Below are 14,055 nucleotides of genomic sequence, written 5' to 3'. Positions count from 1 at the left end.
GCGGATTTTTTTTAACTCACTTTTTTGGTTCTTTATTTGCAATAATTTTTCAGGTGCGCTGTTTTAAACACAAATCGTATTTACAGTAATGTACAGATTTATCGCTCTTCTATTTTTGATTTTCACCGTTCAACGTATGTATGCGCAGGATCAACTGTCGCAGAACAAAGTTGAAAAGCTTTATCATCGCGGAACAGAACTTGTTCAGCATGCTAACTACGGTGCAGCTCGTGAGGTCTTCTCAGACTTTCTGGCGCAGGCATCGCCTACCGATGCGCGCAGGGGTGAGGCGGAATATTATGTAGCCTTCAGTGCATTGAACCTCGGTCATAAAGATGGTGAAAAGCTTATTGATGATTTCATCGATAACAATCCATCCAGTCCAAAAGCTTCTACAGCGTATTACGATCTTGCCACATTCTTCTATGCAGAAGGTAATTATACCAAAGCCGCCAGCTATTACAAGAAAGTAAATTTCCCGGCACTTACTACCGATCAGCAAAACCAGGGACACTTCAAATGGGGCTATAGCTATTTCAACCAGAAGAAACTGGACGAAGCGCTGGAGCAATTCAACTTTGTAAAGAAGCAAACATCAGCCTATACACCGGCAGCAAACTACTATGCCGGGTTCATCGAATACTCCAAGGGACTATATGATGAAGCACTCACCGATCTGAAGAAAGCAGAGTTGAGTCCTTCGTATGCACCGATCGTTCCGAACCTCATTGCCAATATTTACTATAAACAGAAGAAGTACGATCTCCTCATGGAGTATGCAAACAGTCTGAAAGGTCGCACCGATATAACCAATGCCGATGAGATTGCCATGCTGGTGGCCGAAGCGAGTTACTATAAAGGTGACTTCAAGAAAGCTGTTGAGTCGTATCAAAAATACTTCGACTCGAACGCTAAAGCGGAGAGCGGTCTCTTTTTCCGTGCAGGCTATGCCAACTATGTAACGGGCAACACCGAGCGCGGCATCGAGTACCTCGATAAAGCTGCCGCTTCAAAAGACACCGTGAGTTACTATGCATCATACTACCTTGGTATACTACATTTGAAGAAAGGCAACAAGCCGCTCGCCCTGAATGCATTTGACTATGCCCGCAGAAATCCGAAAGATAAAAGCCTGGTAGAGGAGAGTTCGTTCCAGTTTGCCAAAGTATCGTACGATGTAGGTAAAGCTGACCAGGCGATCAGCGAGTTTGAAAAATTCATCAAGACCTATCCAACCAGCGTGCATGCCAACGAAGTAAAGGAGTTACTCGTGCAGGTATATGTAAATGGTAACAACTTCAATAAAGCGATAGAATATATAGAAGCGTTGCCATCGCGCAACCAGTATATCAACCAGGCATACCAGAAGGCTGCCTACCTGAAAGGAGCAGAGCTCTTTAATAAGGAGCAATACCCCGAAGCCGTGGAGTACTTTACGAAATCGCTCGATCAACCCATTGATAAGAACTATGTAGCATTGGCCAGCTTCTGGAGAGCCGAAGCTTACTCCATGGGAAGAAAGTATAACGAAGCCATCGGTGATTATCAGCGCGTGGTGGGTATAGGTTCATCCATCGATCCGGAGATACTGTTGAAGACCCGTTACGGTTTAGGCTATGCGCACTATAACCTGGAAGCGTATGATAAAGCGCTCTATAATTTTAAAGAGTTTGTTAACAAAGCCAACAAAAACACACCGAACTATGCTGACGGACTAGTGCGTCTTGCCGACTGCTATTATGTAAGCAAGCAATACGATGAAGCGCTTGCTACCTATAACAAAGCGAAAGCTGCGGGTACAGGCGATGCAGACTATGTATTGCTGCAGGCCGGTATCATGAGTGGTATACAACGCAAGTATGCAGAATCACGCACACAGCTTACGGAGTTGATCCGTAATTATCCGAAGTCTCAATACCGTGACGAAGCTATGTTCCAGCGTGCGCAGTTCGAGATTGAACAGAGTAATTACCAGGGAGCAGTGGAAGCACTGTCTCAATTGATCCGCGAAAGCCCGAATTCAAAATACCTGCCGCTGGCGTACGAACGCAGAGGTGCCGCCAACTATAACCTGAAGCAATATGATCGCACGATAAACGATTACCAGACGGTGATCCGTTTATTTCCGACACATCCTATTGCCAAAACAGTATTGATACCGTTGCAGGAAGCATTGAATGTAGCCGGACGTTCGGGTGAATTTGAAAACAACCTGTCTCAATATAAAACCGCGAACCCTGCTGATGAAAGCGTGGAGAAGCTTGAGTTTGAGACCGCGAAGAACCTGTATTTCGATCAGCAGTATCAAAAGTCAATCAGCAGTTTTACAACGTATATCAGTTCCTATCCCCAGTCGGCTCGGGTACAGGAAGCGAAGTACTATATGGCTGAGTCTTATTTCAGATTGCAAGACTTCAATAAAGCATTGCCGATCTATACCGAGCTCAATAAAGACATGACCTTTAACATGGGCAGCAGGGTAGTGGCTCGTCTTGCCGAGATATACTTCAAGCAGGGAAGTTATGATAACGCGATTACCAACTTCCACCGTCTTGAGAAACTCGCTTCCAATAAGAAAGAGCAGTACAATGCCTGGGCAGGTTTGATGGAGTCATTCTACCTGAAAGGTCAATATGATTCTGTTGATGTATATGCTCAAACGATCATCGAACGTGGTAACATCAACGCAGGTGCACAGAACAAAGCATCGCTGTATTTGGGTAAAACGGCTTTAGCCCGCGGTGATTTCGAAGGTGCTAAAGATGAATTCCTCAATACGCTGAATGCAGCCCGCGATGAGTTTGGCGCGGAAGCGAAATACCTGCTGGCAGAGATATTCTATAACCAGAAAGAGTATAAGCAGTGCTATGAGACATCGATGGGACTGATCAACGACTTTGCTACGTATGACCAGTGGGTTGGAAAAGGATTCCTGTTGCTGGCCGATAACTTCGCAGCGCAGAACGATATATTCCAGGCACGCGCTACACTGCAGTCGCTCGATAAGTTTCCGCTTCAGTCCATTAAAGACCAGGCCAAGACTAAACTGAAGCAACTCGAACAGGCTGAACTGGAGAAGCAAAAACAGCAGGAAGCTGATACATTAGACAATTGATTCGTATACCATTTTTTGCGATGAAAAAATTAATAACCCCTAAATATATACCGGTGATCACACGCTTGTCAGGCTTATTGATAATGATTGGAGCGTTTTCCGTTTCATCATTCGCACAGCAAACCAACGACTGGGAAGGTGATGGCGAGATCGAGTCGATGGAAATCGAGATCGTAAAGGAACGAGAGATTAAACTGCCGAAAGCCAATCGTAACTTTGATAAGATACCACCGAAACCTTCGGATCCATCCATCAAAGCTCCGGTAACATACGACTTCCGTTCATTCAGTTTCCAGGCTCCGCAGATCAACCCGGTGGTGCGTCCGCTGAAGTTGAAAGCCGAAAGTCCTTCGGATATATATGCTGGTTTCCTCCGTATAGGCTATGGTAACTATGCATCGCCTTTACTCGAAGGGTATATCAACAACAAGCGCGACAAGAATAAACTATACGGTGCACGCTTCTATCACCACAGCTCAGGCAAAGGTCCGGTGGATGGCAAGAACTCCGGCAGTGGTAACACAAGTCTCTCGGTATACGGCCGGTCGCTCAGCGATGCGCTGGCACTTTCCGGAAATATAGGTTTTGAAAACAGAACCACACACTTCTATGGCTATCCGCAAGGCGAGCCTATAGGTAAAGATTCACTCAAGCAATCCTTCAACCTCATCAAGTTAGGAGGGGAGTTGACGAATTCACGGAACTCTGACTTCTCCTATAAATTAGGTGCGAACTTCAGTTACCTCGCGGATAAATATGATGCACGCGAATCGGAAGTTGGACTTGCATTCAAATCCGGTTATGAAATTGATGACGACTCGCGGATCGATCTCAAGGCAGACTATACCGTGATCAGTCGTAAAGACAGTAGGGTAGATGCAAAGGCAAGAAGCCTCTTTACCGTAGCGCCTTCCTTTGAATTCCTGCCGATTGAAGACCTGAAGCTGAGCATCGGGTTGATCGCTGCGTTTGAGAATGATACTATAGATTCCAAGAGTGTACACGTATACCCGAACTTCAAGGCAACCTATCCGCTTAGTCCTTCCGTTGATGCAGTGGGGTATATCAGTGGCGGTATGGATAAGGTGTCACTGCAGTCATTGTCCAATGAAAATATGTGGCTGGCTCCGAACGTTGCTGTCTTCCACACCAACCGTGTACTTGACTTCGGTGCCGGACTTAATGCCCGCCTGGGTAACAAAGTGTCTGCGCATGCAGGGTTATCCACAACGCTTCTCAAGAACTGGTACTCGTATGTAAACCGTCCGGAAGACCCATCGAAGTTTGTTACCGTATATGATCGTGGTACGGTAAGACGCAACAACCTATATGTAGCGTTAAGCTATGTGCAGTCGGAACTTGCCAAGTTTATGGTGCGCGGAGATTTTTACGGGTATGATGCCGATGATCTTTCCGAAGTATGGCATCGTCCTACCACCAAACTTACCGCGAATGCATCCATCAATGTATACCAGAAGCTGATCTTTACGGCTGATATTATTGCGCAGGGAGGTATGAAAGCACTCGATCCGGAGACAGGCGCTACCGTAAAGCTCGATGGTGCTTTCGATCTGAACTTCAAGGCTGAATATTTATTCTCTCCTAGTTTCTCTGCCTTCGTTCAACTCAACAACATCACATCAAACAAGTACCCGGTATTTTTGAATTACCCCGTGCGTGGTTTTCAGGCACTGGCCGGTATAACCTGGAGCTTCTAGCTGAAGGAACAGTACCCTAAATTATAGTGAAAGGATGAGGTATATATATAGTGTCTCATCCTTTTATTTTTATACGCGCGGGCATACCGAAGTAACGATGATCGGGTACATATCAGGCTGTAAGTATACCCATATTCATACCCCTCAACCCCGGTGTGGATAACGATAACAGGCACGCCCCTTTGTATAGGTCAAAATTTAGCTTATTTTTGTATAATGACCTTTTTCTTAAAACCCTAACACAGCGCTCATGGCCAGAAGAAAAAAGCAAGACGAAGAAGAACAGGAGAATATAAATAACGAATCGGATGACAGCTTTGGTCTTCCTGAAGTTGAGTATCAACCATTAAACCGGGAAGAACCTCCGACAACTACTGTTGAGACAGAGACAACCTATACTTCATCGACATCAACATCAGAGCCCGAACCGGTTCGTGAAGAGTATGCTGAAAGAGAAGAGCATGTCGAGCGGGAAGAAGAGGTGATCGAAGATCCTCAGTATAATGATCCGCAACCATCGTATGTAGAGGAAGATGAAGAATCATCTCCGATATGGCCGAAGGTATTGATCGTTATCCTGGTGCTGGCAGTAGCGGGGGCTATCGGATATTACTTTGCATTCTATCGTCCGGAGCAGATCGCGAAGGAAGAACGTGCAAGACAAGAGCAGCGCGACCGCGATGCTGAAGCAGCACGTAAAAAGGCTGAAGCAGATGCTGCGTTAGCGCGTGAAGAAGCTGAGAAGAGACGTGCCGATTCATTGGCAAATCTTAAGCCGGAAGTTGGTACCATCGAGGCACTAAGCGAGCGCACCGGACGTTATTACGTTGTGGTAGCCAGTGCTATTGATGATGATTTGATTCACGATCACGCACTAAAACTGAGCAAGGCAGGTGTTACCTGCTGGATTATACCTCCGTTCGGTAAAACTAAATTCAGCCGCCTTGCTGTCGATTATAAAGACAACTATGCAGATGCGCAGGCAACTGCCGATGGCATGAAAGGCGGAGATTACGGGAACGAAATTTGGGTAGTGAAGTACTAACGAAACAGATATAAACATGACGGACCAGCAGGTAAAGCACAATGAACGTTTAGCCCTTCTTACATCGGTAGGGATACACGCAGCCGCTTTTCTGCTGATGTTCTTCATCGTGGTGTGGCGCCCGATGAACCCTCCGCCAGGAGAGTATGGCGTTGAACTAAACTTTGGTCTTGATACCGAAGGTTATGGTGATGTTCAACCGGAGAGTCCGGTAGGCTCAGGCGGTACGCAGGAAGAAGAGCCACAGAAGAGTGAACCACAATCCACACCTCCCCAGCAAACACCGCCTCCTGCAGAGGAAGATAAAATGCTTACCACTGATGAGGAGGATGCACCGGTAATAGAAGAGAAGAAAAAAGAGGAGAAGAAGGTCGAGGTAAAGAAAGAAGAACCGAAGACCGAGCCAACCAAGGTAATCGAGAAACCGAAAGATACTCCGAAGAAGCAGGAGGAACAGCCGAAGAAGGAAGAACCGAAAGCGGTATATAATCCGAATGCCCAGAAGACAGAATCATCCAACAAAACATCCGAAGGTAAAGCAGGCCAGCCTGGCAACCACGGTGATGATAAAGGTAAAGTAGGAGACAAAGGAAATCCGGAAGGAACACTTGACTCGAAAGCGTTGTATGGCACACCGGGTGGCGGTGGTGGTAATGGCACAGGCTCCAGTCTTGCCCTGGCAGGATGGGAGTGGGATGAAGTACCGCGCCCGCAGGTTCCGAATAATGAATCCGGAAAGATCGTGTTTGAGATCGTAGTAAATTCTGACGGGGAACTTGAAAAGATTTCCATTACTGAAAACAGTCTGAGCGCAGAAGCTGCACAAGCGTGTAGACGCACCGTTGAACGACTCACGTTCACCAAAACAGGAACCAACGTACCGTCTCAGTCCAAAGGTAAAATCACCTTTGTTGTTCGTGCCAGATAAATAGCCTTCATTATGCGGAACCGCTATGTTGAGTTTGTGCAGGATGTACTCATCACCCTGCATGCCAATATACGCGATCTGAAAGAACGCAGGAGCTTTGCTGATCCGGAAGAGCTTACACACATCGAAGCAAAACTGTTGGCCTATAACGAAATGCTTTCTATACTTCGCGCCAGCGCTGACGATGTTGGTCTTGATCGCAAAGAGCTGGGCCTTTAAACACAAACGTCATCGCGTAAGGCGCATGATCTCAATTTCACCGATAGCACGATTGCCGATCGCCACAACATCAACCACAGTAATCTTTCCTTTATACTTCGCACCAGTCGATAACATCACGATCAACTCCTGATCTTGTTGAAGAACATCTTTCGCGGCTATAGCAACACGGCAACGCACGGAACGGCTGCTGAGAAACTGCTCGTCCATGGCTTTGTTTTCCAACTGGTAGTAATTCATAATAGTACAGCAATAGTAATCAACCCGGAGTGTATATCGCAAGTGTTGTGTAAGAGATACACAATGGGCGGTTTTATCGATTATTAAACCTTTTTGGTCGAAAAGATGGTCACCGGCATCGTTTTTTTTGATGAACGGGAGTATGAATTGAGGTATCGTACGTTGTAACACAATAACTTTACTGCTGTCGATTAGATATGAGAAGTGAGATGATTGAGACATTGCGCCCGGATGGCAAGAAAGGCGTGGTTATGACGGAAGCACATTACAAGATGTTGTCCTCCTATATATTGGCGGCCCTTGATACTGAAGAGCCGTTTACACTGAGCCGTCTGTTGGAGAAAGTGCTGGAAGATTTTACAGAAACAATTGATAGCGACATCAACTGGTATGTGCTGCAGGTAAAGCTTGACCTGGAAGCACGCGGCTATATACGCACCATTACACCTGCCTACAAGAAGCGACTCTTCCTGTTGAAATTAACACGTCAGGGACAAAAACAATTGCAGCGCCAAAAGCTCATGGCCGATTGGTCGGCCGAGTAAAGCGACCTTTTCTTGTAGCCGCTATATTTGTTTCCCTTCGTAAAATTGCTTCTCTTTATGCAGCATGAAGCAATCCATCAAAGTGTCCGTTGATGCCGTTGTTTTTGGATACGACCAGGAACAGGAAATTTCTATTCTCCTTATCAAACGAAAGTTCGAACCTTTTCAGAAATTCTGGGCTCTTCCCGGAGGTCTCGTGAAAGATGATGAAGCACTCGAAGATGCCGTAAGACGCGAACTGAAAGAGGAAGCCGGTATAGATGTAAATTACCTCGAACAATTATATTCCTTCGGCAAGCCCGATCGTGATCCGCGTAATCGTGTAGTTTCTGTTGCTTACTTTGGTCTGGTGCGTCCTGCCGACTACCAGTTATCTGCGCAAACCGATGCCGAAGATGTAGCATGGTTTAGCATCAAGAAACTTCCACGACTCGCATTTGATCACAAAGCTATACTGGAAATGGCGATCAAGCGACTTCGCGGTAAACTTGCCTACGAACCGATTGGCTTTGAGTTACTCGACAAAAAATTCCCGTTCTCCGACCTGGAGAAACTATATCAGATTCTGCTTGATCGTGAACTCGACCGCAGAAATTTCAAGAAGAAAATTATGAGCTATGGCTTTCTGGAAGAACTGAACGAGATCGTTCAGAAGAAGTCAGGAAGGCCTGCCAGACTTTTTCAGTTCAATAAAAAGAAGTATTTCGAGCTGAAAGAGAAGGGCTATAATTTTGATATTTTCTTCTGATAACCAGGTGATTATATAGTTAATGTAAAAAATACGCAAATTGAACGTGTGGCGCACCAACTTTATAGATACATTTGCGTATATAATACACAAATAGATAAATATTATGAATCTGGAACGTTATGAAGAAAGCAACAACCGTTTGCCAAAAGAGGGGAGACATATTTTAGGTTCCTTGTCCAACAACACCATCGTAGTTTACCAGGCCTATCGTCAATCAATTGCAGATTATGCAGTAAAGCATCAGCACTTTGGCGGGGAATTCAGCTATAACCGGATGTCATGGATCAAACCGAATTTCTTGTGGATGATGTATAGAAGCGGATGGGCAGAAAAAGAAGGACAGGAGAATATACTTGCCATCACACTATCAACCGAGCATTTCGATGAAATTCTGAACAAGGCTGTAATATCATCTTTCAATAAGGAGTTTTACAACACAGAGGATGCATGGAAAAAAGACCTGACGTTGAAGGATGTTCGATTACAGTGGGACCCCGACCATGATCCGTGGGGAAATAAGCTCGAACGAAGAGCTGTACAATTAGGTCTCAAAGACGATACACTTAAAAAGTACGGCAAGGAATTCATCCTTAAGATTGAGAATATAACACCGTTTGTAAAAGAGCAGCATGAACATTTAAAAAGTGGAAGGATCGATATGCTTCAGGTGCCTTATGAAAGTATATATGTTCCGAAATCAAAAGACCTCGCTTCAAAAATAGGATTATCATTATAATAAATCAGTATGAGTAAAATCGGAGTAATTATCGCACGCTTTCAGTCGCCTTACCTGCACGAAGGGCACAAGAACCTGGTTGAATCGGTAAAGGTGAAGCACAATACCACAGTGATTGTATTAGGCGTATCGCCTGTGCGCGGAAGCAAAAGAAACCCGCTGGATTTTCAGACACGCGAGCGGATGATCAAGAAAGTATATCCCGATGTAGTGGTGTTGCCGTTGTCCGATCACCCGCTGGATACAAAATGGTCGCAGAACCTGGATACATTGCTGGCCAACACATTTCCCGGATCAAGCTTTAAACTCTATGGAAGTCGCGACAGCTTTAAGAGCTATTACTCCGGCAACAACGAGACTATTGAATTACCCGAGACCGGAAACTATAGCGCCACGTTGATACGCGAACAGATCAGCGATAAAGTAATGGACTCTGAAGAATTCAGAACCGGTATCATCTACGCATACTCCAATACATACCTCAAAGTATACCCTACAGTAGATATTGCAGTATTCAAAAATGATCGCACCGAACTGTTGCTTGGCAGAAAAGACATCGATAACAAATGGCGATTGCTGGGTGGATTCTCGGATCCCACAGACAACAGCTACGAAGAAGCCGCAGCACGTGAATTACGAGAAGAGTGCGGAGACATCGTAACAACACCCATGCAGTACGAAGGCTCCTTCCGCGTAGCCGACTGGCGCTACAAAAGTGAACAAGACAAGATCATCACCACGCTCTTCTCAACTGACTATATAGAAGGCGAAGCAATAGGAAGTGATGACATAGCCGAAGTACGCTGGTTCACCCTCGAAACCATTCAGAAAATGATCGAAGCCGAACAAACCGCCCCCGAACACACCAAACATCTCAAAGTTCTTTTGAACAAATACATCACGAATTGATCTCAAAAACTCGCAGCTCACAGCTTATCCAATCAGCATACAAATTTCCAAGTATCTAAATGAAGCACTATGAAAACCAATCTTCTCTTACTCGCAGACGCTTACAAGTATTCTCACTATAAATTATACTATCCGGGAACTACAAAAATATACTCTTACCTCGAAAGTCGGGGAGGAGTGTTTGATAACACCATGTTCTATGGATTGCAATACTATCTGAAAGAATATCTGCAGGGACAGGCATTCACCCAGGCCGACCTCGATGAAGCAGAAGAACTGATGCATGGTGTATTTGGAAGAAGCGATGTGTTTAACCGGGCAAACTTCGAGTATATATTGAGTCAACACGGAGGAAAGTTACCCGTAAAGATCAAAGCCGTGCCGGAAGGAACAACAGTACCCGTAAGCAATGTGCTGATGACGATCGAGAATACTGACCCGCGCTGTTTCTGGCTCACGAACTTCCTGGAAACACTGTTGATGCAAGTATGGTATCCGAGCACAGTAGCCACTATATCGGCAACGATTCGAAATATAGTCGAGCGATATTTTGCAGAGACAGCCGATGATACTTCTGCCGCAGCGATCGATTTTGTTCTGAACGACTTCGGCTTCCGCGGTGTAAGCTCAGTAGAGAGTGCAGGTCTGGGAGGATCAGCTCACCTCGTGAGCTTTATGGGCAGTGATACGGTAGAAGCTTCACGCTTTGCCAGGCGATACTATACTGCACAGCAGGTATACGGGCTATCTGTACCGGCAACTGAGCACTCCATCATGACGCTGTTAGGACAGGCCGGTGAATCAAAAGTCTTCGATCACGTACTCAAAGCATATCCCGAAGGTATACTTTCCTGCGTGTCTGACTCCTACAATATATTTAATGCCGTAGGCGATTTGTGGGGTGGTAAGTTCCGCGATGAGATCTTGCAACGCAACGGGCGACTGGTGGTACGACCTGACTCCGGTGATCCTGAAAAAACATTGCTAAAGGTATACGATATACTCTTTGAGAAATTCGGATTCACCGTAAACTCCAAAGGATACCGTGTATTGCCATCACAGATACGTGTAATACAGGGTGATGGCATCAACCACGAATCTATACCTCAATTGTATGAAAGTCTCAAGAGTAAAGGTATATCAGCCGAGAACCTGGTGCTGGGTATGGGCGGAGCGCTGCTGCAGAAAGTAAATCGCGATACACAGAAGTTCGCGCTGAAATGTTCATACGCAGAAGTAAACGGTGAAGCCGTTGATGTGCAGAAAGCACCCGTGGAAATGAATGAGGGAGGTGAGATGATCAAGTCGTTCAAAACATCAAAGGCTGGCAAGCTGAAACTCGTGCAGGAAGATGGTAACTATAAAACCGAACGTCAGGGTGAATCGGATAAAGCAGATGTATTACAGACGGTATTTGAGAACGGCGTGATAACCCGGGAATATACTTTCGAAGACATCCGCGACCGTGCCAAACAATCACGCGAAAGCGAACAAAAGAAACTCGCCTTGACTATAAATTGATTATCATTGTTGTCCATGGAAAACTCAATCAAAATCTACGCTACCCCGTCAGCTGTAGCGCTTGGTAAAAAGATAGCCGCACAGTTACAGTTGCCGCTTCACCAGGTACACACCGAAAAATTCTCGGATGGTGAATTGTTCGTCAGGTTCAATGAAAGCGTACGCGGACAAACCGTATTCCTCATCAGCAAGGTAAATATGCCGTATGAGAATTTCTTCGAGATGCTGATGACGGTAGATGCCGCGAGACGATCATCGGCACGCGAAGTTGTGCTGGTGATACCGTACCTGCCGCACAGCCGGCAGGAGCGGAGAGATGGTCAGCGAACCTCGATATCATCGCGTATGGTGGCAGACATTATTCAATTAATGGGAGCCGATCGCATCATCACACTCGACTTGCACACCAATGCGATCGAAGGATTTTACAAAGTGCCACTCGATCCGTTATCGTCACTGCGGTTGTTTGTAGATCACATCCGCGATTGCAAGCGTGAACATCTTTGCTTGTGTAGTCCTGATTTCGGAGGCATCAAACGCATCAAGCAATATAAAAAACACCTGGACTGCGAGATGGTGGTTATCAATAAAGAACGTCTCAAGGCAAACCAGGTGGCACACATGGAAATCATTGGTGATGTGAAGGGACGCAACGTTATCATTATAGACGACCTCGTGGATACCGCGGGAACACTTTGCAAAGCCGCTGATCTTTTGATGGAACATGGAGCCGAATCAGTTTGTGCGTATTGTACACACGGTATATTAAGCGGATCGGCCCTGAAGAACCTGGAGCAGTCGAGAATTGAAAAACTATATATATCCGATACCGTGGTGGAAGAACTCGATCATCCGAAAATAGAGATCGTAAGCTGTGCCGAGTTACTTGCCAAAGCGATGGAGAACCTGATCAACAATAAAAGTTTAAGCCAGATATGATTACGCGTGCGATTGAAAATTGCTTCCGGAATGCGGAGGAAAAAAATTGGGACAAGACGTATTGGGCGTTTGATATACACGGAACCATTCTACGACCGAATTACCAGCGCAATGCTATCTCTACGGAGTTTTACCCTTATGCGAAAGAAGTAATGCAGATGCTGAGCAAACGCAAAGACATTGTGCGTATACTCTATACGTGTTCATACCCGCATGAGATTGAACAATATATAGCATACTTTGCGCAGCATGGTATATACTTCGATCACATCAACGACAACCCGGATGTAGGCTGCGGTGCCTATGGATATTACGAAGATAAATTTTATTTCAACGTGCTAATGGATGACAAGGCCGGCTTTGATGGTGAAAGCGACTGGAGCGCCATTCTCGCAATTCTTCAAAAAAGAGAAATACTGGATGAGGTCAAAAACTGAAAATATAGCCGGATGTTTTTTAGGACTGGCCATAGGCGATGCACTGGGTGTGCCGGTTGAATTTAAGAGTCGCGCAACGCTGAAAGTAGATCCGGTAACAGAGATGATCGGATATGGCGTTTGGGATCAGCCATCCGGAACATGGTCAGATGATAGTTCATTGGCATTCTGTCTCGCAGAATCCTTACTACATGGATATGATCTGAATGATATAGCACAAAGGTCTGCGCGATGGATGCAGGGCGGATATTGGAGTGCACACGGAGATGTGTTCGATATAGGCGGAACAACACGTGTGGCACTGAGTAGAATTCTGGAGGGAGAAGATGCCCGGTTTTCCGGTGAGACTGAAGAGCGCAGTAATGGCAATGGATCATTGATGAAAATTGCACCAGCCTCCCTGTATTTTGCAAACCAGCGTGATGCTGAACTGTATACTTCGATAAAGGCTATATCATCCATCACCCACGCTCACTTTCGATCAGTGTTCGGCTGCTTTATATTCTCAATCTATATAGGCGAACTGCTGAAAGGAGCGGAGAAGAATATAGCACTGAAAAACACGGCCGTGCGTGCACGTGACTTTGCAAGGAAGCAAACGTTCAATGAAAGAGAAGTAGCGCTCTTTATACGGATACTGGAAGGTATGATTCCTTCCCTGCGTGAAGAAGAAATTTATTCCGGTGGTTACGTTATCCATACATTGGAGGCAAGTATATGGTGCCTGTTGACAACAACCAGTTATAAAGATGCCGTGCTGAAGGCTGTGAACTTAGGCGATGACACCGATACAACGGCCTGCGTAACCGGTGCACTGGCAGGTCTTTACTACGGATATAGCAGCATTCCCTTTCAGTGGTGTGAACTCGTTGCCCGCAAGTCAGATATTATTAAATTGGCAAACTCGTTTCAAGATTGCCTGCAGAAGAAGATATTCGCGTAAACTATTCGC

At 45.6% G+C, this 14,055-nt stretch carries 14 protein-coding genes; 13 read left to right on the top strand and 1 reads right to left on the bottom strand.

Going from position 1 to position 14,055, the window contains the following annotated elements:
* Positions 1–136: 136 nt before the first annotated feature.
* The 5 genes from ACFQ21_RS01940 (at position 137) to ACFQ21_RS01920 (ending at position 7,025) form a co-directional block, all read left to right on the top strand.
* Positions 137–3,115 (top strand): tetratricopeptide repeat protein, encoded by a 2,979-nt coding sequence (locus tag ACFQ21_RS01940; RefSeq protein WP_377574049.1) that lies wholly within the window; start codon positions 137–139, stop codon positions 3,113–3,115.
* 20 nt (positions 3,116–3,135) lie between these two features.
* On the top strand, positions 3,136–4,833 hold the full coding sequence (locus tag ACFQ21_RS01935) for a hypothetical protein (protein WP_377574045.1): 1,698 nt from the start codon (positions 3,136–3,138) through the stop codon (positions 4,831–4,833).
* A gap of 250 nt (positions 4,834–5,083) precedes the next feature.
* A complete protein-coding gene (locus ACFQ21_RS01930; RefSeq protein ID WP_377574042.1) occupies positions 5,084–5,878 on the top strand; it encodes a hypothetical protein in 795 nt (264 codons plus the stop codon).
* Positions 5,879–5,894: 16 nt separating this feature from the next.
* Positions 5,895–6,806 carry an energy transducer TonB gene (locus tag ACFQ21_RS01925; protein WP_377574039.1) on the top strand — a complete coding sequence of 304 codons (912 nt, stop codon included), beginning with the start codon at positions 5,895–5,897 and terminating at the stop codon, positions 6,804–6,806.
* 12 nt (positions 6,807–6,818) lie between these two features.
* Positions 6,819–7,025 carry a hypothetical protein gene (locus ACFQ21_RS01920; protein WP_377574036.1) on the top strand — a complete coding sequence of 69 codons (207 nt, stop codon included), beginning with the start codon at positions 6,819–6,821 and terminating at the stop codon, positions 7,023–7,025.
* A gap of 9 nt (positions 7,026–7,034) precedes the next feature.
* Here ACFQ21_RS01920 and ACFQ21_RS01915 read toward each other — a convergent pair whose 3' ends face one another.
* Positions 7,035–7,265, bottom strand: a complete 231-nt coding sequence (locus tag ACFQ21_RS01915) for a hypothetical protein (protein ID WP_377574034.1) — start codon at positions 7,263–7,265, stop codon at positions 7,035–7,037.
* A gap of 197 nt (positions 7,266–7,462) precedes the next feature.
* Between ACFQ21_RS01915 and ACFQ21_RS01910 the strand changes: the two genes are divergently transcribed.
* From ACFQ21_RS01910 to ACFQ21_RS01875, 8 genes are all read left to right on the top strand, one after another.
* Positions 7,463–7,810: a DUF6958 family protein gene (locus ACFQ21_RS01910; RefSeq protein ID WP_377574031.1), complete on the top strand. Its 348-nt coding sequence runs from the start codon at positions 7,463–7,465 to the stop codon at positions 7,808–7,810.
* A gap of 64 nt (positions 7,811–7,874) precedes the next feature.
* Complete coding sequence (locus ACFQ21_RS01905) at positions 7,875–8,558, top strand: NUDIX hydrolase (protein ID WP_377574028.1); 684 nt, start codon at positions 7,875–7,877, stop codon at positions 8,556–8,558.
* A gap of 106 nt (positions 8,559–8,664) precedes the next feature.
* Positions 8,665–9,297, top strand: a complete 633-nt coding sequence (locus ACFQ21_RS01900; RefSeq protein ID WP_377574025.1) for a DUF4291 domain-containing protein — start codon at positions 8,665–8,667, stop codon at positions 9,295–9,297.
* 9 nt (positions 9,298–9,306) lie between these two features.
* Positions 9,307–10,206, top strand: a complete 900-nt coding sequence (locus ACFQ21_RS01895) for an NUDIX domain-containing protein (protein ID WP_377574022.1) — start codon at positions 9,307–9,309, stop codon at positions 10,204–10,206.
* A 69-nt stretch (positions 10,207–10,275) separates the two neighbouring features.
* Positions 10,276–11,727 carry a nicotinate phosphoribosyltransferase gene (locus ACFQ21_RS01890; RefSeq protein WP_377574019.1) on the top strand — a complete coding sequence of 484 codons (1,452 nt, stop codon included), beginning with the start codon at positions 10,276–10,278 and terminating at the stop codon, positions 11,725–11,727.
* Between the two features lie 15 nt (positions 11,728–11,742).
* Positions 11,743–12,666: a ribose-phosphate diphosphokinase gene (locus tag ACFQ21_RS01885; RefSeq protein ID WP_377574016.1), complete on the top strand. Its 924-nt coding sequence runs from the start codon at positions 11,743–11,745 to the stop codon at positions 12,664–12,666.
* The gene (locus ACFQ21_RS01880) at positions 12,663–13,103 is read left to right on the top strand and encodes a hypothetical protein (protein ID WP_377574013.1); all 441 of its coding nucleotides are present in this window, start codon (positions 12,663–12,665) and stop codon (positions 13,101–13,103) included. The genes ACFQ21_RS01885 and ACFQ21_RS01880 overlap by 4 nt, the downstream gene beginning before the upstream one ends.
* A complete protein-coding gene (locus ACFQ21_RS01875) occupies positions 13,087–14,046 on the top strand; it encodes an ADP-ribosylglycohydrolase family protein (protein WP_377574011.1) in 960 nt (319 codons plus the stop codon). Before ACFQ21_RS01880 ends, ACFQ21_RS01875 begins: the two co-directional genes overlap by 17 nt.
* The last annotated feature ends 9 nt before the right edge of the window (positions 14,047–14,055 follow it).

The organism is Ohtaekwangia kribbensis (assembly GCF_042676245.1).
GTDB classification, from domain to species: domain Bacteria; phylum Bacteroidota; class Bacteroidia; order Cytophagales; family Cyclobacteriaceae; genus Ohtaekwangia; species Ohtaekwangia kribbensis.
Note: the sequence above shows the minus strand (reverse complement) of the source record. Positions and strands in the feature narration are given on the sequence as shown.

Coding starts and splice junctions, on each gene's coding strand:
- ACFQ21_RS01940 (WP_377574049.1), top strand. CDS start 137: ATGTATGCGCAGGATCAACTGTCGCAGAACAAAGTTGAAAAGCTTTAT.
- ACFQ21_RS01935 (WP_377574045.1), top strand. CDS start 3,136: ATGAAAAAATTAATAACCCCTAAATATATACCGGTGATCACACGCTTG.
- ACFQ21_RS01930 (WP_377574042.1), top strand. CDS start 5,084: ATGGCCAGAAGAAAAAAGCAAGACGAAGAAGAACAGGAGAATATAAAT.
- ACFQ21_RS01925 (WP_377574039.1), top strand. CDS start 5,895: ATGACGGACCAGCAGGTAAAGCACAATGAACGTTTAGCCCTTCTTACA.
- ACFQ21_RS01920 (WP_377574036.1), top strand. CDS start 6,819: ATGCGGAACCGCTATGTTGAGTTTGTGCAGGATGTACTCATCACCCTG.
- ACFQ21_RS01915 (WP_377574034.1), bottom strand. CDS start 7,265: ATGAATTACTACCAGTTGGAAAACAAAGCCATGGACGAGCAGTTTCTC.
- ACFQ21_RS01910 (WP_377574031.1), top strand. CDS start 7,463: ATGAGAAGTGAGATGATTGAGACATTGCGCCCGGATGGCAAGAAAGGC.
- ACFQ21_RS01905 (WP_377574028.1), top strand. CDS start 7,875: ATGAAGCAATCCATCAAAGTGTCCGTTGATGCCGTTGTTTTTGGATAC.
- ACFQ21_RS01900 (WP_377574025.1), top strand. CDS start 8,665: ATGAATCTGGAACGTTATGAAGAAAGCAACAACCGTTTGCCAAAAGAG.
- ACFQ21_RS01895 (WP_377574022.1), top strand. CDS start 9,307: ATGAGTAAAATCGGAGTAATTATCGCACGCTTTCAGTCGCCTTACCTG.
- ACFQ21_RS01890 (WP_377574019.1), top strand. CDS start 10,276: ATGAAAACCAATCTTCTCTTACTCGCAGACGCTTACAAGTATTCTCAC.
- ACFQ21_RS01885 (WP_377574016.1), top strand. CDS start 11,743: ATGGAAAACTCAATCAAAATCTACGCTACCCCGTCAGCTGTAGCGCTT.
- ACFQ21_RS01880 (WP_377574013.1), top strand. CDS start 12,663: ATGATTACGCGTGCGATTGAAAATTGCTTCCGGAATGCGGAGGAAAAA.
- ACFQ21_RS01875 (WP_377574011.1), top strand. CDS start 13,087: ATGAGGTCAAAAACTGAAAATATAGCCGGATGTTTTTTAGGACTGGCC.